This window comes from Flavobacterium aureirubrum (assembly GCF_038739835.1).
GTDB lineage: Bacteria > Bacteroidota > Bacteroidia > Flavobacteriales > Flavobacteriaceae > Flavobacterium > Flavobacterium aureirubrum.
Genome location: NZ_JBCGDO010000011.1, coordinates 1 through 26,191, shown reverse-complemented (window position 1 = coordinate 26,191; position 26,191 = coordinate 1). Strand labels below are relative to the sequence as shown.

Here is a 26,191-nt window from a genome sequence, read left to right as displayed (position 1 = left end):
TAATCAATGCTTTATACATAATTAAATCCATGAGTTTAGTAAAACTAACTATAAAAGGCATTTCTTATAGCCAAACACAAAATGGAGCATACGCTCTAATTTTAAATGAAGTAGATGGCGAACGTAAATTACCAATTGTAATTGGTGCATTTGAAGCACAGTCTATTGCTATAGCTTTGGAAAAAGAAATAAAACCACCTAGACCATTAACTCACGATTTATTTAAAAGTTTTGCAGATAGATTTGATATCGTGGTAAAACAAGTTATCATTCACAAATTGGTTGATGGTGTTTTTTATTCAAGCATTATTTGTGAAAGAGATAAAATAGAAGAAATAATTGATGCTCGAACTTCTGATGCGATAGCATTAGCATTGCGTTTTAACGCGCCGATTTTTACTTATAAAAATATTTTAGATAAAGCTGGAATTTACCTTAACACTAATCCCTCAGAAATAGAAAACCAGAGTAATGACGATGATGGTGTTCTCTCTAATCCTGAAACATTTGGCTTAGATAGTGATGGAAAAGAACCGAGTGAAGGCTATTCAAAATTAAGTTTATCTGAACTTCATGCTTTGTTGGAAATTGCAGTTCAAGAGGAAGATTACGAAAAAGCAGCAAGAATACGAGACGAGATATCGAAAAGAGAATCTTAAATTGGTTACGAGTATACAGTTAAAGGTTTAAGACTAATAGTAGATACTTTTTTGATTTTTTATATTTTTTCAATTAATTTAATTTAAACCATGAAACAATACCACGATTTAGTGAAGCACGTTTTAGAACATGGCTGTCAAAAAGGAGACAGAACAGGAACCGGAACTAAAAGTGTATTTGGTTATCAAATGCGATTTGATTTAAATGAAGGTTTTCCCATGGTTACTACAAAAAAGCTACATTTAAAATCGATTGTTTACGAATTGTTATGGTTCTTAAAAGGCGATACTAATATAGCATATCTTAAAGAAAATGGGGTGAAAATTTGGGACGAATGGGCTGATGAAAATGGAGATTTAGGACCAGTTTATGGTCATCAATGGCGCAACTGGAACAGTGAGGAAATTGATCAAATAGCTGAGATTATAGAAACACTAAAGAAAAATCCAAATAGTAGAAGAATGTTAGTTTCTGCATGGAATCCCTCTGTTTTACCTGATACAACCAAAACATTTGCTGAAAATGTAGCCAATAATAAGGCTGCTTTGCCACCGTGTCATGCCTTTTTTCAATTTTATGTAGCCGATGGTAAATTGAGTTGTCAATTATACCAGCGAAGCGCCGACATTTTTCTAGGCGTTCCATTTAATATCGCTTCCTATGCTTTATTAACAATGATGGTAGCACAAGTTTGTGATTTGCAAGTAGGCGAATTTATACACACTTTTGGTGATGCACACATATACAATAATCATTTTGAACAATTAGAATTACAGCTGTCACGCGAACCAAAACCATTACCAAAAATGATTTTAAATCCTGCTGTAAAAAATATTTTCGACTTTACTTTTGATGATTTTAAGCTCGAAGGTTACGATCCTCATCCGCATATAAAAGGCATCGTTGCGGTATAAAATTCATGAACTACGAGAATTAAAGTTAAATACTTAGCCTCATTTAATTTAAAAGGCTAGAGGATAATGCGTAACGAATTTTTTATTTATTAAGTAAGAAATCTTTCAAGTAAAACGGTTCAAAATAAGCGACATCTTCAAAAATGTTTGCCTTATATTTTTCAAAACTTATTTCACTCATTTCGTGTGCTGAAGGAAAAATAATCTCTGGAATAAATATAAAATTATCCTTGGTAAGTACAGTTTGACATTTTTCTTGACAATCACCAACGAAATAAATTACATCATCTTCATCGTTGTAACTATTTTGAGTTAAAACTTCGGCATGTACTTCTTTTAAATATTGATGATTAGCATCAAAAGTTGCGCTATAAACTTCCATTCTTCGTGCATCAATCATAGGTATAATTTTTCCGCTTTTACCTTTCACTTGCTTTGCCAAAACTTGTAAAGTATCAATTGAAATAAGCGGAATACCAAGCGCATAACTCAACCCTTTTGCAGCAGAAACACCGATACGCAATCCGGTATAAGAACCTGGACCTTTGCTCACAGCGACAGCGCTCAAGTCTTGCACTTTGATGCTTGCTTCATTTAAAATTTCCTCAATAAAAACATGTAATTTCTCTGCGTGGGAATATCCCAGTTCCGCTATTTCCTTACATAAAACAGTTTCTCCGTTTTTTGCTAATGAAACTGAACAATTTCTAGTTGCTGTTTCTATGTTTAAAATATAGACCAATGACTTGAAGCTGTTATTGCGAAGATGCAGTTGCGTCTTTATCGTCATCTCCCTTTTTACCCTTGTCGGAATTTTTATTGGTAGACACTTTATCACCAGAATTCAAGTCTTTAGAAACAGTAGTATATGGACCAATGATAATTATATCGCCTTTTTTCAATCCTGAAACAACTTCGATATTTGTATCATCTTGAATTCCGGTTTTAATTACTCTGATTTTAGCTTTATTGCCCACTTTTACAAAAACACATTCATATTTTTTGTCGCTTTTAACAGTAACCTTTTTATCAACATTCTCCTCTTTAACTTCGTAAGATTTAGTTGCCGCAGTATCAGACTTTATGACAACTGAACTAATAGGAACGCCTAAAACTTTTTCTTTTCTTTTAGTAATTATATCAACAGTAGCTGTCATTCCTGGTCTGAAAGGTGAATAGCTGGAAGGTTTTCCTTCAATTAAGTCTAAATATGATTCTTTAAGAATTCGTACTTTAACTTTAAAATTTGTTACCTGATCTGCGGTAATTGTTGAACTTGCAGAGTTAGAAATACTGGTTACAATCCCTTTGAACTCCTTTTTCAAATAGGCATCAACACTAATATTTGTACTATCACCTATGCTAACTTTTACGATATCATTTTCGTTTACATCTACTTCAACCTCCATGTTGTCAAGATTAGCAACACGCAAAAGTTCTGTTCCTGTCATTTGTTGTGTTCCTAAAACACGTTCTCCAAGCTCAACGCCTAGTGAAGAAATAGTTCCATCAGCAGGAGCATAAATTGTAGTTCTTCCGAGATTGTCTTTGGCTTCTTTCACAGTAGCATTGGCACTTTGAACATTGAAATAGGCCGACTCTTTACTAGCCTTTGCGCCTTCAAAAGTTGCAATAGCTCTATCCCATTCCGATCTTGAAATGACTCCTTTTTCAAACAATGTTTTACTTCGGTCATAACTGGCTTTTGCTTCTTTAAAAGTAGCATCAGCTTGACTTAAACCTGCTTTTGTTCCAGATAAGTTGGAAACCGTTCTATTATAACCCGAAACATACAAATCAGGATTAATTTTCACTAATAGTTGTCCCTTTTTTACAATTTGGCCTTCTTTGACAGGCAACTCAATGATTTCTCCGGAAACTTCGGAAGATATTTTTACTTCTATCTCTGGCTGAATTTTTCCTGTTGCAGAGACTGTTTCAATAATTGTTATTTCGTCAACAGTTCCTGTTTCTACTTGTTTTGAGTCGTCATTTGCTCCAATAATCCCTTTTGACTTGAGAGTAATTAATATGATAACTAATAAAAGGATAATTCCGATTAAAATATAAATTTTCTTTTTTGACATGGTTTATGGTTTTTGAATGATGGGGATTCCAAAATAGAACTCTAATAATTTTATTCTAAAAATGTAATCATACTTTGTTCTTACTACTTCTGATTGTGCATTTTCATATAGAAGCGACGATTGATTAAAATCAAATGAATTGAGTAAACCTACATCATAACGATCCTTTGAAAAATCGAATGCAAATTTTCGGGCTTCTTTGGTTTTTATTGCCGCTTCATACGTTTTCTTTGCATTTAACAAATCGTTATACGCTTGATAAACGGTTCTTTCTAAATCAAGTTCAGCTTGCTCTAATAAATATTTCGAACGTTCTTGGTTAATTTTACTTCTCTGTACTCTTCCTCGAGTTGCAAATCCGTTAAGCAAAGGAACATTTATTTGTAACCCTAAATTTGTTCCGTCAAAAGTATAAAGTTGTGTTATCAACGGTTGAGGGTTGCTTTGAACAAAACGGGTGTTATATCCCAAAAATCCAGACAATGTAGGTTGATAAGCACTTCTTGCAATTTGCACATCCTTTTTTGCCACTTCTAAATTAGCAGCCGCAATTTTCACTTCTTTTACCACGTCTTTTGCTTTTGCAGCAATAGCATCGGGTGTTTCGCTGAGAATGGTTGTAGCGGGAATATCCATATTGTCATAGGCAACATCGAAATTGGCATAATCCTTTAGCAATAAGGTTTGTGCTAAACCCAATTTTGAAATCAGCAACGTATTTTCGGCAGTGATTATTTGTTGTTCTTGGCTAGCATCTGTCGCTTGCAAATCAAAAATATCGCCTGCTGGAAGAGTTCCTGCTTCGATTAATTCTTTGGTTCTAGCTAAATTTTCTTTGGTGATTTTATTTTGATTTTTTAAAACCTTAAGCTGTTCTTTATTAAATAAAATCTGCAAAAAAGAATTCGCAATAGATAGCATGATATCGTCCTGCATTTTGCTAAGTCTATAGGTATTAGAAATTTTATTGATTTTTGCACGTTGCAAGGTTTTCCAATTGGCTAATCCGTTGTAGATATTTATTCCTGAATTAATATTTGCAGAAGCCGATCTGAATGTTTCGTTTTCAAACTGGTTGGTGACTGGATTAATGTTTGCTCCAGTATTTACCACATAACTTCCTGAGCCTGCTAATGATGGTAAAAAATTTCCGATAGCTTCTAATTTTTCTACATCAGAAATTTTTAAATCTAGTTCAGATTGTTTTATGGATATATTATTCTCCAATGCATAGGTAATACACTCTTCAAGCGTCCACTTTTTTTCTTGTGCATTAGACTTTATTCCACCAAGGGCAAAGAAGAATAAAAATAATAAGTAAATGCTATTTTTCATAGTAAGAAGGGATTTACCCAAATTTTTATAATAAACAAATATATCATTTTTGTGTTTAAAAAATACAGAACGACACTTAACTTTAGACTTACCTTTCGTAATATTGTTACATAATTTTTAGTTTTTTTAAGTTTATTTTTGCCAAAAATAAATAAGTATCCACATGAAGTCTATTTCAATCATTTTACTTTTTTCGATTTTATTTTCTAGTTGTTCAACCAATCAAAAAATCGAATCATTAAAACCACTTCCATCTAATGATGTTCCAATGGTGTTTAAAACCAAAACTTCGTTTGTTAATATGCCATTAGAAATCTCATTAAAAGAAATTGAAAGTCAACTAAATAAAACATTAAATGGCCAAATATATGATGACACGAATTTAGAGGATGATAAAACAGAAATGAAAATTTGGAAAACCGCACCAATAAAATTAATTGAAAAGGATGGCAAAATCCAATCAGTACTTCCCTTGAAGATTTGGGCAAAGTTCAAATACGGTACTGATTTTATGGGTTTGAATGACACAAGAGAAGTAAACTTAAACGGAACAATCATTTTACTGAGTGACGTAAAATTATCAAATTGGAAAATGACAACCAATTCTAAAATTGAAGATTTCATGTGGATAGAAAGTCCAACAATTCTTGTAGCTGGAAAAAAAATACCAATTACTTATATTATTAACCCTACACTATCCATCTTTAAATCAACGGTTTCAAGAAAAATCGATGAAGCCATTGAAAAATCATGCGACTTTAAACCCTATGTGCTTGATGTTTTAAACACAATGAGCTTGCCTTTTTTAACCAGTGAACAATATCAAACTTGGTTTAAACTTATTCCTGTAGAAGTTTATGTAACCGATGCTGTTTTGGGAAAAAATAAAATCAATATGGATTTAGGTTTAAAATGTAATATGCAAACCATGGTAGGTGTAAAACCTAATAATAGTTTTGAAAGGAATGCCATACAGTTTAAAACAGTAGCAAAAGTTCCTGAAAAAGTAACTGCAAATATTGCCGCCATTTCCACATATGATAGTGCTTCAAAAATTATATCGTCTAACTTTCAAGGGAAAGAATTTGCGAGCGGCAGTAAAAAAATTGTAGTACAAAAAGTAGAATTGTGGCAAAAAGACGGAAAAATAATTATTGCACTTGATATGACTGGAAGTATAAACGGCTCGATTTATTTATCGGGAATTCCCAATTATAATGCTGCAACCAAAGAAATATATTTCAATCAGATGGATTATGTTTTAAATACAAAAGGAATGTTAACCAAAACTGCCAATTGGTTATTACAAGGTATTATTTTGAAAAAAATCCAAGAAAATTGTCGTTATTCGATTAAAGAAAATTTGGAAGAAGGCAAAAAAAGTTTGCTGCCCTATTTGAATAATTACTCACCCATGAAAGGTGTTTTTGTCAACGGAACTTTGAATGAATTTGAGTTTGAAAAAGTAGAAGTGACCGATAAAGCCATGATTGCATTTATAATCGCAACAGGAAAGATGAATGTAAAAATAGATGGAATGGACTAATTTTAAAATTCAGCACAACGCATTTTAAAGGCTCAAAAAAGACCAAAATTATTTTGATACGGTAGGTGTACCTTTTTTATAATACATTTTATAAACCACAAAACCTATAACTGCCACAAGTACATAAGGTATTGCCATTAAAAAAACGATACCATCATTAACAGCTTCTACCTTATTTTTATCGCCCGAACTTTCAAGCGAAGCCCGACACATAGCGCATTGTGCGCTAACTATTGTAGAATAGAAAACAGAGAACAGAAAAAGGAATGTTGTCTTACTGAAAACAAGTCTTTTCGCTTTGTTCTTTTCTCTTTGCTCTTTAATTTGCATAATAAGGTGAAATAAGTAAATAAACAACAACACCTGTTACTGCTACATATAACCATATTGGAAAAGTTATTCTAGCTAGTTTTTTATGTCTATCAAAACGCTCAGATAATGCTCTGACATACGTAAACAAAACCATCGGAATGATAATAATGGAAAGCAGAATATGAGTAAGTAAAATAAACAAATAAACATATCGCATCGAACCAACGTGTTTTCTTTCTGTATCGTCCAAAATTCCATCTGTATTCAAATCGCCGAAAACAGTGGAGTCAGCTGTCATATGATAGGCAACATACATCACTAAAAAAGAAACTGAAAACGCAATAGCAGTAGTCATAAGACGTTCATGAACTTTTCTGTTTCCATTTTTTATTGCAATCACTCCCATAATTAATACAAGAGCTGTTAATGCGTTTATAGTTGCATAAATCGGCGGTAAAAAAGATAAAGGTTCCACGTCAATTCCAAAATCTTTGAGCTTTACTGAAAATAAAACAGCAACTGCAATAGGTATAATAACAGAAACGACAACTATCGGCGCCTTGAATTTATTCTCTAATGTTTCTGTGCTTTGCTTATTCATTTAATAATTTTTTTATGTCTTCTGTAATAGCTTTAACACCCTCATTTTCTAAACCGTCATAGTACAAGATTGGATTGCCAAATTTGTCATTTCGGCATCTAATATTTCCTTTTTTATCAATTAATGCAAACAAACCAGAATGTTCAAATCCGCCATTAACATTTTTATTCTCTCCGGCATAAAGATTAAAACCTTTGTTAGCAATGTTAAAGATATACTCCTTTTTACCGGTTAGCATATGCCAGTTTGACGATTTAACACCAACCACTGATGCATGCTCTTTTAAAACTTCGGGTGTGTCATTTTCAGGATTGATTGAAATAGATGCAATACCAAAATTAGGATTACCAAAAAACGTATTTTGAATAGTAACCATGTTTTTATTCATAATAGGACAAATAGTAGGACAAGTAGAAAAAAAGAATTCTAACACATAAACCTTGCCTTTAAAAGTTTCGTTTGTTACGATGTTATTGTTTTGGTCTGTCAATTCAAATTTTGGTGCTCTACCAATAAGAACTAATCCTGTTTCATTTTCGTGATGATTTGAAACGGCGTCAATTCTGTCTCCTTGAACAACGGTGCCACTTTTAATTCTATCAACTATTCTAGGAATAAAAATAATTCCAAAAACTAATATGATAAAAGACAATCCTATGTATGATTTATTCTTCATTTTATGTGTACCTATATCTGTCTATTGGCGTTGTTCCTTTTAAGAGCTAATCTATACTCTGCAAGTATAATCTTCACATCATCCATCATGTCATTATGCAATTCAGCAGCTGATGTTGTATTGTATCCTTCTTTATATTCTGGTTCACCTTTCACGCTTTTGCCTTTTCTTCCTCTAAGATTTCTCTTTTTATCAATAATATAAACATTAGGTGTTCCGTGTTTCTCATCTAATTTTCCAAGCAACTTCAAACTATCAAAATAAGGCTGAATTTCATTTGCGGGAGCAAAAACAAAATGGTAGCCTGAAACATCGGTCAAAGTTGATAATTGCGATAGCAATTTTTTTGCCTGTTCTTGAGTTCCATCTGGAGCAATAAACACTAATTGGAAATCCTTGAAAGCGCGATATTTATTGTAGATTTTTTGATTTAACGTAAAAAAATTACCGCTATTCAACGCAATGTCTTGTCCTGCAAAACCTAATATTGTTATTTTATTATTTAACGTTACTTTTTCTCCATTCAAGGACTTCCATTGCTGATTTACGTCAGTTACTGTTGACGTAATTGTAGGTAAAGTAATGAAACTATTTACTCCTGACGCAAAAAAGAGATAAGCAACAATTGGTAAAATAAATAAAACAAATAGAACAATATTTTTTTTCATTATCAAATTAAAAATGACAGTTACAAAAATAAAAAAATCCCGACTAATCGGGACTTTTTTTGAATTAATATAATGTTAAAAATTCCATTTAATGGTGGAATTTTTGAAAACCTCAAATACATAATCAGCCTCAACAAGGAGTATGAAAAGTAAATATACAACAAGGAAAATAACGGAGCCAACTACTGACCAACGTAAACTACTTTTTTCGCCTTCCATATGCATGAAAGCCCAAACAATATAATAAGCTTTATATAGCGTTAAAATAATAAAAATCCAATTTAGCAAATTCATGCTTAAGAAATTAGTCATGAATAAAAAATCGGGTCTAATAATTCCCAAAAAAACCTCAACTATTGTTACAACAGATAGCAAGGCAAAAACCATCCAGATTCTTTTTGTATTTGATACGTGTTCGTGAGCGTGTGACATAATAAAGATAAATTTCTAAAATTATACTAGATAGAAGAATGTAAATACAAATACCCAAACTAAATCGACAAAGTGCCAATATAATCCAACTTTTTCAACCATTTCGTAGCTTCTTCTTTTTTCATAAGTACCTACAAGTATGTTAAGGAAAATAATAAAATTGATAACTACACCTGAGAATACGTGGAAACCGTGGAAACCAGTAATAAAGAAAAAGAAATCGGCAAAAAGCTTGCTTCCATATTCATTTCGTTTCAAGTTAGCGCCTTCGACAACCATGTATGCATTGCCCACCATTACCTCAGATTCTGCTCTAGTTAAAATTTCTCTATGCTTATTTTTATTTAAACCAGGTTGCAGTTTAGTATTTGCTCTATCTTCTTTGGTATCTCTGTAAATTTTCTCTGTTCTAACTAACAAATCAGGGTTTGCCTTAAATCCCGCTTGCACTTCAGCTACAGAATAAGTAGTTAAAGCTTCAGCATCTTTCATAAACCATTTTCCTTTACTTCCAGTTAGTTCTTCTCTTTGTCCTGGCAGTCTAACAGCAAATTCTTCTAATTTTACTCTCTTCCCTTCTTTATTAACAAATTGAATAATACTTCCCCCTTTGGTTTCTATTGCACCATATTCTCCTTTAATAAAGTTTTTCCATTCCCAAGCTTGAGAACCCACAAATATTAAACCTCCAATGATTGTAAGTAACATATAAAATGCTACTTTCTTTTGTTTCATTTGGTGCCCAGCATCAACCGCTAAAACCATTGTAACCGAAGAAAAAATTAGAATGAAGGTCATTAATGCTACATAATACATCGGCGCATCTACACCATGTAAAAAAGGAAAGTGTGTAAACACCTCATCAGCAATTGGCCAATTGTCAATAAATTTAAATCTTGAAAAACCGTATGCGGCAAGAAAACCAGAAAAAGTTAATGCATCTGATACGATAAAAAACCACATCATTAGTTTACCATAACTGGCACCCATTGGCTCGTTTCCGCCACTCCAAGTATTTTCGTTAGTATTTGCAGTAGTAACTGTAGCTCCCATATAAAGTTATTAGTTAAAAAGTCCCCAAATTTAGATTTTTTTTCTTATTTAAAGAAATATAAAAATAAAAACAAACATACCCATAAAAAATCAAGAAAGTGCCAATAGATTGCACCTAACTCAATTCCAGTAGGTTGACCTGAGTTGTATTTTTGTTTAGAATGATTATAAATAATTACTAGCAGCGAAATTAGTCCTCCAGCAAGATGAGCAAGGTGTACAACGGCTATTACATAAAGAAAAGTTGTTGCAATATTACTTTCTGGTCCAGTAAAATAATAGCCTTCTTCAACTATTTGATTAAATCCAACGAATTGTAGAAAAACAAATGCAATTCCCAAAACTAGTGTTAATAAAAGAAAACGAGTTGTAGCACTCCTGTTATCTTTGTGGATGGCTTTTTTTGCCAAATGAATGCAAATACTACAAAGTATTATGGACAATGTGCTAAAATAAAATGCACTCGGAAGTTGAAAATCTTTCATCCAATCTTCTCTTGATTTACTGACTACAAAAGCACTAGTTATACCTGCAAACATCATCGTCATACTCATCATGGCAAACCACAACAGTAATTTATGAGAACGTGCAGTTCTTGCTTTGTATTCATCAGCAGACATGGGCGTTGTTGTCATAACTATCTTAAAAATTTATCTGTTATATATACTATTTGTAATAAAGTAATGTAGGAAACGCTAACAAGCATTAACGTTCTAGCAGCTTTTGCAGTTCTCAATTGATATAACTTTACAGCATAAAATATCATCCAAATCCCGAGTAAAAATACAATTCCTGCAGCAACTGGCGAAATAAATAAACGGCCTGTATAACCAATTGAAGGCAATAAAGAAGCAACTAGTAACCATACTGAATACAAAATTGTCTGCAGTGCTGTAGAAGTGTCTTTTTTTCCTGTAGGCAACATAAAGAAACCTGCTTTCTTGTAATCATCGTATAAAAACCACCCGATAGCCCAAAAATGAGGAAACTGCCAAAAAAATTGTATTAAAAATAAGGTTCCTGCTTCAATGCCGAAATGGTCAGTAGCTGCAACCCAACCCAACATAAATGGTATTGCTCCAGGAAATGCACCCACAAATACAGAAAGCGGCGTTACTGTTTTTAATGGAGTATAAATACTGGTGTATAAAAAGATAGAAATCGCACCAAACATGGCGGATTTAGGATTAATAAGATATAATAAAATTAATCCAATAATAGTCAGTAAACTTGCGACAAACAAAGCATGATTTGGCGACATTCTTCCAGATGCCACTGGACGGTTTTTTGTTCTATCCATTAAAGCATCTAAATCTTTTTCTATCACTTGATTAAAAGCATTCGATGCACCAACCATACAATAACCTCCAACAGCAAGCATCAATAAGGTTATCATCTTCAAATCCTGAAAATCTTCCACTCCTAGAAGATAACCTGCAATTGAAGAAAACACAACGCTAACAGCTAAACCAGCTTTTGTGATTTCTTTGAAATCAAATGCAATTTGCTTAAAAGAAAGTATAGAAGCAGTAGCGCTCATTATTAATTTTTTTCAGGCGCAAAGGTACTTTATAGAAAGTGATTTGACAAAAAAACAAATCATAAAAAAAATACAACACAAAAGATTTCAATTATGATTTAAAAAGTAACAGCGGTTTTAATTTTAATAATCAAAATACCAATTAAAGATATCGCACCGAAGTCCTATAGAAAGCCAAGTAGTGCTTTCGTTTATCGCTAGTGTGGTTTGAGTTGCTGGTGTGAAATTTCTATAAATAAAACTGCCAAACAATTTCATATTTGTGGCCGGATTAATCAAATAACCAGCTTGCATGTCTACAATAAAAACACTGGTTTTATTTCCTTGTCCTACGGTGACATTTTCATCAAACGGACGACTATCGTCATAATCGATATAAATATTACTTCCATAATTATTGCTGTCCGTGGCATCGTTAAAATCCAAACCACGTGTTCCGATGGTAACTTTAGCATCTGCGAAATATCTTCCTTTGTGATAACGGCTGATGGCGATAAATTCACTAAAATTTCCTCCCCATTGGTGTCCTAAACTTTGATTATTATGTCCATAATTAGTAATAGGATCACTGTGTGAATAGACATAAGGTCGCACATGATTGTACTCGAGTTGTACTAATAAATTTTTGATATTAAATGCATTGTAGTATTTCGCACCTAACTGATAACCGAATTTATTTTTCCAACTATTATTTACTGTTCTGACGTCATTTAAAGAAAATTCATCAAGTAAAAACTGTCCATAAAAATTGATTTGATTACTCCACTTGTATTTTGTTGTTAAAGCTAACATTGCATTTCCTGTTCTGGAAGAAGAACTGAATTCTACTGCACGATAAAAAATAATGGGGTTGACAAAACTCATGTCAAAACCACGATTGTTAGTATTAGTCCAAACTACAGATTCAAATAATCCTATATTCCATTTATTGGTCACATTCAAACTTAAATAATGACTTGCGGCAAATTTAGTAGCATATGTGCCATCAACTGTTACTTCTGGACGGACATCTTTGAGCCAAGTATAAATATTAGTATATTTTATTTTCCAAAAAGTAGTATTCAGTTTAAAATAAGGATATGGACTTGCACCATCGCTCAAAAGAAGCGAACGATAACCATCACCAATAAAATTTCTTCCGTAACCCAAATTCATATTAATAAACTTGCTTGGTGTATAAGATAAATTAGCCTCCGCTAAAGGAAAATCATAAGAGTCTGATTTGAATTCTTTAGCGATACCAATACCAGGAATAATCGCAGGATTTCCTCCTGATGGTGCAATAGACTCCGCATAACGATTAAAATAATCAGCAAAGCGACCTTGACTTTCAAAAATAGTTGTTGTAAAATTTAATCCTTTACCTAAACCACCATTAAACTGAAGTCCTCTCGTATTTACATAGGTGTAGTCTGAAACACTAGGATTACTTCTCCCAAATTGTAAATCAAAAATAGGATTTAAAGTAAACCAATAATCTTCCCCTTGAATTTGAACTAAACTTTCATTCCATATTTTTTTCCCCCACCAACTTTGCTTGTTTTTCTGAAGTGCGGTGTTTTCTTGTTTCAGATTGTAATATTTCGAAACTTCTGCATAAGCATAAGGTTTTGAACCTGTGTGATTGTTTGCACCAACTTGATTCATTTCATCATCAAATTGCGCATAATAACTGTGAGAAAAAGGAATATTCAAGTGGCTGTCAAACTGTGGATTATCAAATTTCTTGTATTTTATACTATCTAATTCTGTTAAAAAAACAGTATTTGGCTTGTATTGCCCTGCAGGATTTGATAGGGCATTCTCACCAATCTTTTGTGCTTCTACATCGGCAGTGCTTTGTAAAGGAATCGCTATGGTGATAGTGTATTTAGCATAAGTTGGCGTGCCATTATAAGTTGCCGGAGCTACTTTTGGAAGTTTCTCAAAAACTCTTTTACATTCAGTAATTAGAGTTTCATCGACGGCATCAACGAAAATCACTTTGAAGTTTCCAGTTTGATTTACTTCAAAAAGTACGATAACATTTCCTTTAAAATTGGTTTGTTGCAAATTTTCTGGGACTTTAAAATTATTATAAACAAAATTCTGCACTTCGCTATAAAAACAAGTTTCTAAAGCTTTAAACTGCAGGTCTTGACAAGACGGAAAAACAGGAAATTTTTCAGTTCCTTTTAAAGTAACTTGTGCTGTTGTAGCGATGGAAAAAAACAAAATGATATAGTAAAATAAATTTTTCATCATTAAAAATAGATTTAATAGTTACCTGATGCAGTTTCACCGTTGGTTATTGTTTTTGCAGCAGAAGTTCCAATTCGTTTTACTCCCAAACGAATCATATCTTCTGCCTCTTGATAAGTTCTAACTCCGCCAGCTGCTTTTACGGGTAATGGTGAAGCGTTTTCAAGCATCAAAATAATTGTCGGAATCGTTGCGCCGTTGGGTTTATTGTTTTCTGTTTTATAGAAACCTGTTGAAGATTTAATAAATACTTTAGAAAAACATTCTTCTTTAAATTTAGAGATGATAATATTTTTTATAAGGGCTGAAATTTTGATAATTTGGTCATCACTTAGTGCTGCGACTTCAATAATCCACTTTACTGCTTTGTGATTTTCTAGTGCTAGTTTAGTTCCGCTATAAACCTCTCTTTTCACGAGGTCAACATCTCCGGTTTTATACGCCTGATAATTGCAAACGAAATCAAGTTCATCAACACCGTCTTCGATAGCTTTTTTTGCTTCTTCCAGCTTATCTTCTAATGAATTTGTTCCTTCAGGAAATGAAATAACGGTTCCAATGAGTAAATTGGATTTTGCATTGGTTATCATTTCGCGAGCAATCTTTACCTTATCAGGTCTTATCATGATTAGCTTAAAACTTTCATCGATCGCTTCTTTTACAAACTCTTTGACAATTGTATCGTTATCTTCTTCTGATAAGCCGGCTTGAGTAGCGGTTTTTAAATAGGTTGAGTCGAGATATTGTTTTATATTCATGGGTTAAAAGTAAAAAAAAATCCCAATTAAATTGGGACTTTTATATGAATAATATATAGTTTGTTATTTTTCACTTTTATACTTTGCAATAGGAAAAAAAACTAAAAAAGCAACTAACGATCCTGCTGAATTTGCTAAAACATCGAGCACATCAGCATGCCGAGTTGTAGTAATTGCTTCTTGTAAAAACTCAATTATTAAACCAAAACAAAACGACATGAAAACGACACGACCTACAATACCTAGTTTCAGTTCATTACTTGAAAGCCAAAAATAACGACCCCAAAGCAAAGTAAAACCAAAATGAAAAATAAAATGGACGTACTTATCAGTTCCAGAAACACCAAAAGAGGGTAATTTGCTAAAGGAAACGAGACACAATATAAAAATTAAAATGGTCCAAATTATAGCTAGACCAAGAATGACTTTTTTATGCACCTATAAGTTGCTTGTATGACTCACTCGATAATAACTGTTCTACCTCAGCAGGGTTTGCGATTTTCACTTTAACCATCCAACCTGTGCCATAAGGATCCGTATTAACCGACTCTGGGTTTGCCTCTAAATCTTCATTAAATTCAATAATTTCACCAGAAAGTGGTAAAAATAAATCAGATACTGTTTTAACTGCTTCAACAGTTCCAAATACTTCGTCTTTAGCGAGCGTTTGATCTAATGTTTCAACCTCAACATAAACGATATCTCCCAATTCTTTTTGAGCAAAATCAGTTATTCCTACAGTGGCAATATCACCATCTATTAAAACCCATTCGTGGTCTTTTGTGTACTTTAAATTACTTGGTATATTCATTTGTTTGCTATTAATTTCTTCAAAAGTAGGTAATCTATATCTTTAATAAAAAAATTGTGATTAAAAATTATTTAGTTACCAAAATTATATCGCATGGTGAACCCTGTTCTAACATTTGTCAACGGGAAGGAAGTTGATACCACTGGTTGCGAAAACGAATGATCGTAAAAGAAGATGGCAGTAAGGTTTTTACTGAAGGAATAATCTGCAGTTAATCTTGCTGTCCAAATGTTTTGTCCCGCACCTAATTGGTTGTTGTCATAATCTAAGTAGCGAACAATAGTTTGATTATTTCGATAAGAAAAATCTACTTTAATATTGATATCACTTTTTATAATTCCGGTTGGGTTATCTGCTAATGATGAAGATATTACAACGTCTTTTATTCTATAACCTACCCCAATGATGTATTCAATTCCTTGCACTTCTGTTAATAGATTATTATCAAAACTCATCGATAAGCTTCTGTCCTTCTTCATTTCGGCTAATATCTTTAATGAATTTTTCATTTCAAAGTCAAAGCGCACTAAAGGATTAAATTGTTCAACTAAATTGATGTTTGCAATAATTGTTTGATTAAAAAAGTTACCAATTCCACCGTTGTCCTGCGCTCCTGGATTTTGATCATAATCAAAATTTGAACGGAAAGCGTTAATGGTATAGGATGCTCTGTAGGCGTGCTGAATAGAAAAGCGCTTAAATGTATCTTTAAAGAATTTGTAGCGCATTAATCCAGTATATTTTACGGTCCAGTTTGGAATTGGGAAACTACGAAAAGTACCCAGCGATACTCCATCCGCTGAACTTCCACTATAGGCCGATAAAAATGAAGGAATCAGAACTGACTGGTTATTTTTCCCAAACCCTATTGGATAACCTGCATTTGCTGCAAAAAAAGCATAGTTTGGTGCATTAACATCTGTTGGAATAGGATTTGCTGCATCACCATATCTTGGGATATTTGCACCATAAAATTGTTCTGCTAATCTATTGGCAACAACAAGACGATTATTTCTAAAATCATCGAAGGCAGCTGAGCCATTTTCATCGCTTTTACCAAAAGAGGTTTTGATTAAAACTGTGGAAATTGAGAAATTTCCAAAATTATATGGCGACCTAGAATTGTATTGACCTGTTGTTGGATCAACGTCATATTGTTCAGAGAAGTTATCCGAAAAAGCTCTATTCGCATTTAAATCTATCTTAAAATCGGGGAATAAATCAATGTTTGCCGTTGCTTCTAATGTTTCTGTCAATACTTGCGTATAATTTTGGTTGAAATCGGGAAAGGTTGTTAGCCATCCATTTTTAGCTGCTTCAAACCTTACATCGTCTTGAACACCAAAAATAAACCCTAATGACGGCTTAGAAGAACCAAAGAAGCCTAAACTAGGTAAAAATCCAGGAAGGATAGTTCCTTCACTTTTAGTATAATTCACTTGTACATTTTTCACGCTAGTCAAAACGCCTATTAAACCATCCAGAAATACATTACTCGATTTAGCTGCTTGCGGTTTAATGGTTGGTATTTTTTCACCAGGTTTTGGAGCTGCGGTAGGTTTGGCTGGCGCTTTTGGCGGTTTCTTTTCTAATCCGATATACTTGTAAAAAGAACTCATATTGAATGAAGTATTCAGGCGGTGCGAACTTGCATTTTGAATGGTATTCCCCAAATTATAGATAGTTCCGTCACTGGCTTCAATAGTTTCTAAAGCTAATGATGAACGTTGCCAATTATAATCACCAGTATATGAATAAGTTGATTTTATAAAAGAGAAAACAGGTATTTTATTTATCGGAATGTCATAATTTACCACTATTTGTTGGTTGTGTGTATTAGGCGTTCCCATATTCCAAAAATCGGTCCATAGCGTATAACTATCATCGGGAATATTATCTTCATTGATATACGAACGAACAATGTTTTGTGATGCTGCCGTATAATTAATTTTTAATGCCTTCGTTAGATTGTAATTGAAACCATATTGATAATTGAACATATAATTCCTTCTAAATAATGGTTCAAGACCAATTCCTTCAACATCCACTTGTCTGAATTGCTGCCTATTGAATTGTCTCATTATATTAGAACTAAAGGAAATATTAGCAGGTAAAGGACTAAAATTTAAATCCCTTAGTAATTTCCAATAATCACTTTTCTTGAAAAATTTATTTTTATTTAGTGGTTCGATTGATTTTGGTTTAAATGCATAAGTATAATCTACGGCAACATTGACTTGTTGATCAATAAAATCCTCTATTTCAAAATTATGTCTTTCCACTTCGTTATAGGAATAAGAAAGAGTCAAATTCTCTGGATCATAAAAATGTTGTTTCTGCTTTTCTGACCTCTCTTTTTTAACGCCAATAAAATTGATACTTTTCCTTTTGGTATAATCAATAGCTCTATTTCTAATATTATCTCTCTCGGCATTATTAGTAGTATTTGCTATTAATTGTTCTAACCTAATATCTTGATTAAATGGATCATATTCGGGTGTGATTATTTCTTCGCCTACTGCATAATTGAAAGGTAAATTAATTCCCCATTTTTTTGGCAATAATTGTCCCAAACTAAAGTTGGTCACAAGATTATATTGTTTTACATCTTCCCTACTTCTTTCGTTTGGTCCTTCTTCCAAGGCTCCAAAACCAATTGTACTCATTCTACCTGTTCCAGAAATAGTTGCAAAATCAGCAACATTTGAGTCTACATTGACTACTGCTGCCATTCCACCTTTATTATTCAAATCGGAAATACGCAACTCGTTAAACCAGACTTCACCTCTAACTCTATCAGTATGGTTGTTTTTTATTCCAACCATTAAAGTTCTAACCAGTCCAAAATTTGGATTTCCTTTTATTCCCAGTCTTAGTTTTGAATCACCATCACCATCAGGCAGTGTTATATCATCATCAGGATAATAAATACCTTCGGGCAGTGTGGATGGGTCAATACTTAAAGCTCTGACTTTCATTTTTGTCAGCAACGCCATTGCTAAATCTATTTCGTTTTCAGCGGGCCAAATTATATCTTGCTCAGTTGTTCCTTCTGGAGTAACTTTTAATGGTATTTCTACTTGATAGAAATTACTTGTAAAATCATTTCCAAAACGAATAAAACCTGCCATTTGATTATCTTGTAAAGGTGTTGCATCTGTTGGCGCTGGTAATGCCTCGGCATGTATGAACATTCTCAATTTATTAAATTGACGCATGTCCACGTTAACATTTTTGAAAACGGCTCTAGAGTCGCCTACTTCAAGTCCTTCACGCGAAGCTCTTAAAGCTAAAGATTGCTCATTTTGATTAATGATAGTATTGTTTTGATTGACTTGTTCTCTTATAACGCCTGGCGGTGTCACATAAGGAATTGGCAGTCTTTCTGCATTTTCTTGAATATTTACCGATAAAACATCAAAGTTTGTATTGTCATCATCTGGCTCTGCATCGGCTTGTTGAAAAGAATTTTCATAACGTCTCCATTCGCCACGAACCAAATCTAATGCTCCAAAACGAATAGTAATTGGTGCTGTGAAGCCCGTCATGAACATTCTCATAAATCGAATAGAACGAAAATCGGATATGCTTCCAATAACAGATTCTGGTTGCGAAACAGGAATTTTAAACTGGAGCCATCTAGCACTTCCAACTCCTCCATTGGGTAACGGAATATTATTAGTCTCTCTTACTTCGGTCACAAAATTTTGTCCCACTTGCATGTTAGGCTCAATTTTAACTTTATACTCAAAATATGCATTAACCGTGTTCATGGTGTTGTCGCGGTTGATATCTTCTACATCAGGTAGTGTTGTTGAACCTCTATTAGTATCCGTAACAGTAACGGGAGAGTTTCCTTCTAGTCCGTTATACAGTCTATATCTATCAAAAACAGAAGAACCTGTGGCGTTTAAAAAAAACTGATAATTATCGCCGGCAGGATCGTTAAGTGTAGCATAACCTCCAATATTAGGTAGGTTTTGTTCTTCCGCGTCATTTAGCCCATCAAAGCCAATATCTTGTGATGAACGATTGGCACCATCAACATCAAATGCATAAATCAGGGATTGTGAGGATGGCACTCTTCCCCAAATTGTTGGACTTGTTAACGACGAGGAGTTTGTATTTGCAGGCAAACCATTTTCGTATTGTTTTCGTTCATCTTTTAATACATCTTCCGAAATTTCACCAAGATTGAAATAAATTTCTCCTGTATTGTTTGGGCTTGCAACAGCTGTTGGATTGGCGGGATCAAAATAAGGATCTAAAACCCAAAATTGAATATACTCCACATTACTCTGCTCGAAGTTTGTCGAATTTATCGCTCGTGTAATCCCACCAAAGTTTTTCTCAGGATTTAAAAATCCACTCGGATTTAATGCCTCTGGATTATAATTATAAGGTCCACGTTCTTGTGGATAATACGCTAAATCTAAAGTATTAATAACCTGAGTTTGCCCTGCAGCAATTTCAAGATTAGGATATAATTCATTACTAAAAATTCTACGTGTACTATTGAGTGATATTCCACCTGGACCAATTTCTCCTGGCGTTTGTACATAAATTATTGGGTCGATGGTATACCAGTTTAATCTCGCTCGTTTATACCCATAAGATAAATCAACCGCTGTGGCACCAAAATCTTCATAATCTACTCCTGCTTGCCATTTTGGTGTAGAAGACAAATTCCATGATAAAGGTGCTCGCATATCAATGGTGGTTTGTGAACCTTCAAAATCATCAACATAAACTGTTGGTTCACCATTAAACTGGTCTGCTCGTGGTGCATCTGGTTGTAGAAAAGCTACTTCTCCGCGAATTGAAATATTAGAAGCTACATCAGTATCAATATTTGGTAACTTATTAACCAATCGAGTTAAAAATGGAACTTCTGTCGAATAATTGGCATTAAAACCAAAAATAGTATTGTTTACAGACTCTTGTCCATAGTTTGATTTATTGGTAAAAGGTCGTTCTGTCATTTTTATGAAAGTACCACCTAATAAAAATTTATCTGATATTTTATGTTCCACATTAAAACCCATAAAACGACGCGTTTGCTGTCCGAAGGTTGCATTGTTTTCAACAGAAACTTCAATAGGTGTATTGGATAAGGATGGATCTAAAATTTGAACTTTTCCTGCTTGATAATTTACACTGTAATCAATTCCTTCTTGTAAAACTCTTCCGCCAGCAGTAACCACAACTGAACCTCTTGGAACGTTGAAAGCATTTAACGAAATTCCATCGCCACCAGCGGATTTGTATCTTCCTCTAAGTTGGAATTTATTTTTTTCTGCATCTTGCAAAGCCGCGGCTTGCGTACTGGCATACATGGTTCTAAAAACATACTTGCTTTGATTAGCATTATAGTTTGTTCCGTTATAATCTTCGGCACTGTTCGTTCTTAATTTTTCAAATAAATGCTTTCCAAAAGGTTCAACAGTAGTAAATATTAATCGTCCATTTTCTTGATCAACGGTTAATCCCGGTAAAAAGTCAAAAAATCCGTCTCCTCCGGCTTGCGGGTCATTATTAAAATTTAATTTATCAACATTAAATACTTTTAGCAAAGGGGTTTCTGCAACATCACTCGGAAGTGGTGATGTGGTATTGGCAGGTGTAATATAATTCAACGGAGATGGATCGGTGTATAAAATGTTAAATCTAAAATCTTCTTGTTGCAATTGAAAACCGCCTTGAATTTGATAAATATTTTTCATCATCAAATTCCAAATTGGTTGTTGAACGTTGGTCAACGTACTTTTAATCATTTTCAAAATCAAATTTTGAGAAGAAACGGTTTCATTAGCTGTGCCACTACCTTCAACAATAGTAGCATCTACACCATCGGTTCCAAATTCTCCAACCTGATATACTTGATCCCCAACGGTATATTGATAAGCAACTGCTAAAACCTCATCGTTTGCCAATCGTTGTTGTAGTGAAATATATCCCAACTGTGGGTTCAGTTTATATTCGTTTGGTGCCAGTTTTCTTGCATTTTCTAATTTGGAATAATCTGTACCTTCATTCACTAAAACCGCATTGTTAAAACCAGCACTTGAAGTTACAATATCGCGTATACTTGAGTTCAATAAGCCACCACCAGTCGCTATTAAACCAGGATCATATTTGTTGTTATTGTTATCAGCAGGAGTATCATTTGGTGTGGTAAGGAAAAAATTATTGGCAACATCAGCTGGCGCTAATGCCACAATCTGATTGTCTGTAAAACCCGTCAACCTTGCTTCTCCTAAATCTTGAATAGCAATAATATTCCTTAGATTGTTGTTGATATTGTTAACCCGATTTTGTCTATTGGTGACCCAAACTTCCAGTCGCGTTATTTGCACTCTACTATCTATAAAAGGATAATTACGGAGCGCTTGATCGTATTTATTTCTGAAAAATTGCGATAAAAAAAAGTGTCTGTCCGCATCATAATCTAATGCAAACATGTCAAAATCTTGAAGCGTGCCGCCACCTTGAGCACTCACCGATCTGGTTTGTGATTTTTGTTCAGAGAAAACCCCTGTTATGGTTGTTTTCCCAAACTGCAGCTGTGCTTTCACCCCAAATAAACTTTGTGCGCCACGGATAAGCGAGTTTGTCAACGGCATGTTTACGTTACCCACCTCAATTTTTTGAATAATATCGTCTTCTGTTGGTGTATATTCTAATTTTATTAAATTTTGAAAGGCAAAAGTAGACTGTGTATCATAATTGATGTTTACATTCAATCGTGTCCCTACTTTCCCCATTAAACTCATACTAATACGTTGATCAAAGTCAAAAGTGGTCTGCGACCTATTTCGCGGGGAAAAGGAAGGATTATCTTGCTTGGTATATCGAGCGCCCAAATCCATTTCGACAGAACCTGTTGGTTTGACATCAATAGTATTGGAACCAAAAATGGTTTCAAAGAAACCGGAGTTTACATAGTATCGTGGTAATAAATCTTTTTTATCAGCCTCAGTTCCTTTGCCGTCAATGGCAGCCGATTTTTTCTTAAAATAATCTCGCATGGACTCACGCAGGACTAATTCTTCATACTCTCGCGGTGTTAAAAAAATGGGATAGTTAATGTTAAACCCTTCAAAAGTACTTGTGTAAACATATCTATTAGTAACAGGATCATAAGTATAAGCGTTTACAATACTGTTAGGATTTTGCATTTCTACTCTGCCTGTAGAGTAACCGGTAGAATCCTGCTGCGTGGGATTTGTTTGAGAAAAAGAGGCAATACTACACAACAACACAAGTGCGAAAAGTAGTATTCTAAAACTTAAAAATGATTTTGGATAGTATATTGTTTTCAAAAATTATAAATTTTTTAATGCTTGCTTAATGATCATTTCAACGGTGGCATCAGCATTTTCCTTGATTATTTTGTCTACTACTTTTTCGGCGTTTTTTCTGATGTAACCCAAAACCTCCAAAGCAGATAACGATTCTTCTCTGTTTATATTGTGTTGAGAAGTGGAAATTTCATCTAAATCATATAACTTCACTACTTTTTCTTGTAAATCTAATATTACTCTTTGCGCTGTTTTACTTCCTATTCCTTTGATTGACTGAATAGTGCTTACATCGGCAGAGGCAATAGCTTGAATAATTTGCTTAGGGTCAAGCGAGGACAACATAGTTCTAGCAATGCTAGCACCAATTCCTGAAACCGATAATAACAATTTGAACAACTCTCTTTCTGATTTTTCCATAAAACCAAATAAAGAGTGGGCATCTTCTTTTATTTGAAGATGGGTATATAATTTAACAAAATCGGTATTGGGTAATAAAGAAAAAGTATGCAAGGAAATATTAATATGATAACCAACTCCGCTGCAATCTATTACTACTTCTGTTGGTGTTTTCTCAACTAATTTTCCTTGTATGTGCGCTATCATTTAACTTAATTTTAACGCCAAATATAATAAAATTACTGAACTGAGACCGTTAGATTTACATAAGTATGAAATTATATAAAATTATTTCGCAGACATGGCATTTCTTTTTCCTTTTTCCTGTGCATCGACCACAGCAACAGCTACCATATTGACCATTTCTTCCACACTGGCACCCAACTGAAAAATATGGACTGGTTTATCCATACCTAACATAATTGGGCCCACAGAATCCACATTATACAACTCTTTTAACAATTTATAGTTGATATTGGCTGATTCTAGATTAGGAAAAATAAGCGTGTTCACCTTTTTGCCTGCCAACTTCGAAAACGGAAATTTATTCTTTAACATGTCGGCATTCAAAGCAAAGTCGGTTTGAATTTCACCGTCTACTATTAAATTGGGATAATAATTATGTAAATAAGCCACTGCTTCCCGCACTTTTGTAGCACTTTCATGAGAAGAGGAGCCAAAGTTTGAAAACGAAACCATGGCAATTACTGGTTCCATTCCAAACATTCGTACCGTTTTAGCCGTCATTAATGCAATTTTAGCCAATTCATCGGCTGTAGGATTTGGGTTTATCGCAGTATCTGATAAAAACATCGGTCCTCGATTAGTCATCATCATGTTTGTGGTAGCAATTAAAGAAATGCCTGGCGCTTTTCCTATTAGCTGCATCAAAGGTTTTACCGTAGAAGGATAACTTCGCGAATAGCCCGAAACCATAGCATCGGCATCGCCTTCATTCACCATCATAGCGGCAAAATAGTTGCGTTCGCGCATCCATCGTTGTGCATCAAGTTGCGAAATTCCGCGTCGTTGTCGAGATTGCCAATAGATTTCGCCATACTTTAATCGGCGTTCTTTTTCTTGTTCTGTCTTCGGGTCAATAATAGGAACATCGGCATCAAATCCTAATTCTTCTTTTAATTCTAAAATCAATTCTCTGTTTCCTAACAAAATAGGATGGGCAATGCCCTCTTCATAAGCGATTTGTGCCGCTTTTAACACATCAAGATGATCTGCTTCGGCAAAAACCACCCTTTTAGGTTCGGTCTTAGCCCGATTAGTAAGTAGTCGCACCATTTTATTGTCAGAGCCTAAACGCTCTAGCAATTCCTCTTCATACTTCTCCCAATCAGTAATAGGGTTCAATGCAACACCCGAACTCATAGCTGCTTTTGCCACTGCTGGCGCAACCACGGCAATCAATCGCGGGTCAAATGGCTTCGGAATTATATAATCTCTACCAAAATTCAATTTGGTTTCACCATAGGCTATATTTACTTGTTCTGGCACGGGTTCTTTAGCTAATTCTGCCAAAGCATGAACAGCAGCCATCTTCATTTCTTCATTAATTTTAGTAGCTCTCACATCAAGCGCACCCCGAAAAATATAGGGAAAACCCAATACATTATTCACCTGATTAGGATGATCGGAACGACCCGTTGCCATGATGATATCTTTTCGAGTGGCAATGGCTACCTCATAGTCAATCTCAGGAACAGGATTAGCCATCGCAAAAACAACGGGGTTTTTTGCCATCGCTAATAACATTTCGGGCGTTAAAATATTCCCTACTGATAAGCCTAAAAAAACATCAGCACCAGCTAAAGCTTCTTGAAGTGTGGTACCTAGTTTTCCGTGTGTGTATTTTTTTTGTAACTCAGATAAATCGGTTCGTTCTGCACAAAGCACCCCATCTTTGTCAAACATAATAATATGCTCTGGTTTGACACCCAACAATACATACAAGTTGGCACAAGCCAATGCAGCCGAACCCGCACCCGAAATCACTATTTTAACATTGGCTGTTTTTTTCTCAGCCAATTCAAGTGCATTCAATAAAGCAGCAGAAGAAATAATGGCAGTGCCGTGCTGATCATCGTGCATCACCGGAATATTTAACTCGGCAACTAAGCGTCTTTCTATTTCAAACGACTCGGGCGCTTTAATATCTTCAAGGTTGATTCCTCCAAAAGTGGGCGCAATATTTTTGACCGTTTCTATAAACGCATCAATATCTTTAGTCCCTATTTCGATATCAAAAACATCGATATCAGCAAAAATTTTGAACAATAATGCTTTCCCTTCCATCACTGGTTTTGAAGCTTCCGGACCGATGTCGCCTAATCCTAAAACCGCCGTTCCATTAGTAATTACTGCTACGAGATTTCCTTTGGCAGTATATTTATATACATTATTAACGTCTTTGGCTATTTCTAAACAAGGTTCGGCAACACCAGGCGAATAGGCCAAAGATAAGTCACGCTGCGTTGCATATTTTTTAGTGGGAACTACCTGAATTTTGCCAGGCGTAGGTTTAGCATGATATAAAAGGGCTTCTCTTCTTCTACTGTTTTTATTCATCGTTCAAGTTTTTCTTCTGCCCTGCAAAGTTAGAAGACTGAATGTAAAAAGGAAATTTTTGGCTGTTTCTTTTTAAACAAATCTAACAAAATAACTTCTAAATCATTATCCAATCCTGCATAATTCCTAGCAGAACTAAAATAATAATCATCAGGAAAATCAACTATTTTATCTTTAACGGGATTTGAATGAATGTATTCTATTTTTTGTTTTATAAATAAATTACTGTAAATATGTTCAGCATGATAACCATCTTGCCATACTTTATAGTGTTGTT

21 protein-coding genes and 1 pseudogene are annotated in these 26,191 nt (G+C 34.1%); 3 read left to right on the top strand and 19 right to left on the bottom strand.

Features of this window, described 5'->3' with window-relative positions:
* Positions 1 to 29: 29 nt before the first annotated feature.
* The gene (locus WFZ85_RS09365) at positions 30 to 659 is read left to right on the top strand and encodes a bifunctional nuclease family protein (RefSeq protein ID WP_342696031.1); all 630 of its coding nucleotides are present in this window, start codon (positions 30 to 32) and stop codon (positions 657 to 659) included.
* A gap of 90 nt (positions 660 to 749) precedes the next feature.
* Positions 750 to 1,574 (top strand): thymidylate synthase, encoded by an 825-nt coding sequence (locus WFZ85_RS09360; protein WP_342696030.1) that lies wholly within the window; start codon positions 750 to 752, stop codon positions 1,572 to 1,574.
* Positions 1,575 to 1,656: 82 nt separating this feature from the next.
* On the opposite strand, the gene tsaB is transcribed toward WFZ85_RS09360, so the two are convergent.
* Genes tsaB through WFZ85_RS09345 form a run of 3 tightly spaced genes read right to left on the bottom strand, consistent with a single transcriptional unit; the run spans position 1,657 to position 4,996 of the window.
* A complete protein-coding gene (gene tsaB / locus WFZ85_RS09355; protein ID WP_342696102.1) occupies positions 1,657 to 2,316 on the bottom strand; it encodes a tRNA (adenosine(37)-N6)-threonylcarbamoyltransferase complex dimerization subunit type 1 TsaB in 660 nt (219 codons plus the stop codon).
* Between the two features lie 13 nt (positions 2,317 to 2,329).
* The gene (locus WFZ85_RS09350) at positions 2,330 to 3,661 is read right to left on the bottom strand and encodes an efflux RND transporter periplasmic adaptor subunit (protein WP_342696029.1); all 1,332 of its coding nucleotides are present in this window, start codon (positions 3,659 to 3,661) and stop codon (positions 2,330 to 2,332) included.
* A gap of 3 nt (positions 3,662 to 3,664) precedes the next feature.
* The gene (locus tag WFZ85_RS09345) at positions 3,665 to 4,996 is read right to left on the bottom strand and encodes a TolC family protein (protein WP_342696028.1); all 1,332 of its coding nucleotides are present in this window, start codon (positions 4,994 to 4,996) and stop codon (positions 3,665 to 3,667) included.
* Positions 4,997 to 5,159: 163 nt separating this feature from the next.
* Between WFZ85_RS09345 and WFZ85_RS09340 the strand changes: the two genes are divergently transcribed.
* Positions 5,160 to 6,542 (top strand): DUF4403 family protein, encoded by a 1,383-nt coding sequence (locus WFZ85_RS09340; RefSeq protein WP_342696027.1) that lies wholly within the window; start codon positions 5,160 to 5,162, stop codon positions 6,540 to 6,542.
* A 48-nt stretch (positions 6,543 to 6,590) separates the two neighbouring features.
* Here the strand turns inward: WFZ85_RS09340 and WFZ85_RS09335 are convergent, their stop codons facing one another.
* From WFZ85_RS09335 to WFZ85_RS09260, 16 genes and pseudogenes are all read right to left on the bottom strand, one after another.
* The gene (locus WFZ85_RS09335; RefSeq protein ID WP_342696026.1) at positions 6,591 to 6,872 is read right to left on the bottom strand and encodes a hypothetical protein; all 282 of its coding nucleotides are present in this window, start codon (positions 6,870 to 6,872) and stop codon (positions 6,591 to 6,593) included.
* Positions 6,862 to 7,455 carry a DUF420 domain-containing protein gene (locus WFZ85_RS09330; protein WP_342696025.1) on the bottom strand — a complete coding sequence of 198 codons (594 nt, stop codon included), beginning with the start codon at positions 7,453 to 7,455 and terminating at the stop codon, positions 6,862 to 6,864. Before WFZ85_RS09330 ends, WFZ85_RS09335 begins: the two co-directional genes overlap by 11 nt.
* The gene (locus WFZ85_RS09325; protein WP_342696024.1) at positions 7,448 to 8,131 is read right to left on the bottom strand and encodes an SCO family protein; all 684 of its coding nucleotides are present in this window, start codon (positions 8,129 to 8,131) and stop codon (positions 7,448 to 7,450) included. Before WFZ85_RS09325 ends, WFZ85_RS09330 begins: the two co-directional genes overlap by 8 nt.
* 11 nt (positions 8,132 to 8,142) lie before the next feature.
* Entirely contained in the window at positions 8,143 to 8,799 is a 657-nt protein-coding gene (locus tag WFZ85_RS09320) for a hypothetical protein (RefSeq protein WP_342696023.1), read from the bottom strand.
* A gap of 75 nt (positions 8,800 to 8,874) precedes the next feature.
* A complete protein-coding gene (locus tag WFZ85_RS09315; RefSeq protein WP_342696022.1) occupies positions 8,875 to 9,231 on the bottom strand; it encodes a cytochrome C oxidase subunit IV family protein in 357 nt (118 codons plus the stop codon).
* A 21-nt stretch (positions 9,232 to 9,252) separates the two neighbouring features.
* Positions 9,253 to 10,284: a cytochrome c oxidase subunit 3 gene (locus WFZ85_RS09310; protein WP_342696021.1), complete on the bottom strand. Its 1,032-nt coding sequence runs from the start codon at positions 10,282 to 10,284 to the stop codon at positions 9,253 to 9,255.
* A 44-nt stretch (positions 10,285 to 10,328) separates the two neighbouring features.
* Positions 10,329 to 10,919: a cytochrome c oxidase subunit 3 gene (locus WFZ85_RS09305; protein WP_342696020.1), complete on the bottom strand. Its 591-nt coding sequence runs from the start codon at positions 10,917 to 10,919 to the stop codon at positions 10,329 to 10,331.
* 2 nt (positions 10,920 to 10,921) lie between these two features.
* Positions 10,922 to 11,824, bottom strand: a complete 903-nt coding sequence (gene cyoE / locus WFZ85_RS09300; RefSeq protein WP_342696019.1) for a heme o synthase — start codon at positions 11,822 to 11,824, stop codon at positions 10,922 to 10,924.
* A gap of 123 nt (positions 11,825 to 11,947) precedes the next feature.
* Positions 11,948 to 14,068, bottom strand: coding sequence for a gliding motility protein RemB (locus tag WFZ85_RS09295; RefSeq protein ID WP_342696018.1), 2,121 nt, complete (start codon positions 14,066 to 14,068; stop codon positions 11,948 to 11,950).
* Positions 14,069 to 14,079: 11 nt separating this feature from the next.
* Positions 14,080 to 14,823 (bottom strand): deoxyribose-phosphate aldolase, encoded by a 744-nt coding sequence (deoC, locus tag WFZ85_RS09290; RefSeq protein ID WP_342696017.1) that lies wholly within the window; start codon positions 14,821 to 14,823, stop codon positions 14,080 to 14,082.
* A gap of 63 nt (positions 14,824 to 14,886) precedes the next feature.
* A complete protein-coding gene (locus WFZ85_RS09285) occupies positions 14,887 to 15,261 on the bottom strand; it encodes a VanZ family protein (RefSeq protein ID WP_342696016.1) in 375 nt (124 codons plus the stop codon).
* Positions 15,254 to 15,634: a glycine cleavage system protein GcvH gene (gene gcvH, locus WFZ85_RS09280; protein ID WP_342696015.1), complete on the bottom strand. Its 381-nt coding sequence runs from the start codon at positions 15,632 to 15,634 to the stop codon at positions 15,254 to 15,256. The genes WFZ85_RS09285 and gcvH overlap by 8 nt, the downstream gene beginning before the upstream one ends.
* A 71-nt stretch (positions 15,635 to 15,705) precedes the next feature.
* Positions 15,706 to 22,956, bottom strand: coding sequence for a T9SS outer membrane translocon Sov/SprA (gene sov, locus WFZ85_RS09275; protein ID WP_413789735.1), 7,251 nt, complete (start codon positions 22,954 to 22,956; stop codon positions 15,706 to 15,708).
* Between the two features lie 3 nt (positions 22,957 to 22,959).
* On the bottom strand, positions 22,960 to 23,541 hold the full coding sequence (ruvA, locus tag WFZ85_RS09270) for a Holliday junction branch migration protein RuvA (RefSeq protein ID WP_342696014.1): 582 nt from the start codon (positions 23,539 to 23,541) through the stop codon (positions 22,960 to 22,962).
* Positions 23,542 to 23,622: 81 nt separating this feature from the next.
* Entirely contained in the window at positions 23,623 to 25,914 is a 2,292-nt protein-coding gene (locus WFZ85_RS09265; protein WP_342696013.1) for an NADP-dependent malic enzyme, read from the bottom strand.
* A gap of 29 nt (positions 25,915 to 25,943) precedes the next feature.
* Positions 25,944 to 26,191 (bottom strand): annotated as a pseudogene (locus tag WFZ85_RS09260) (REP-associated tyrosine transposase); the annotation flags it as partial.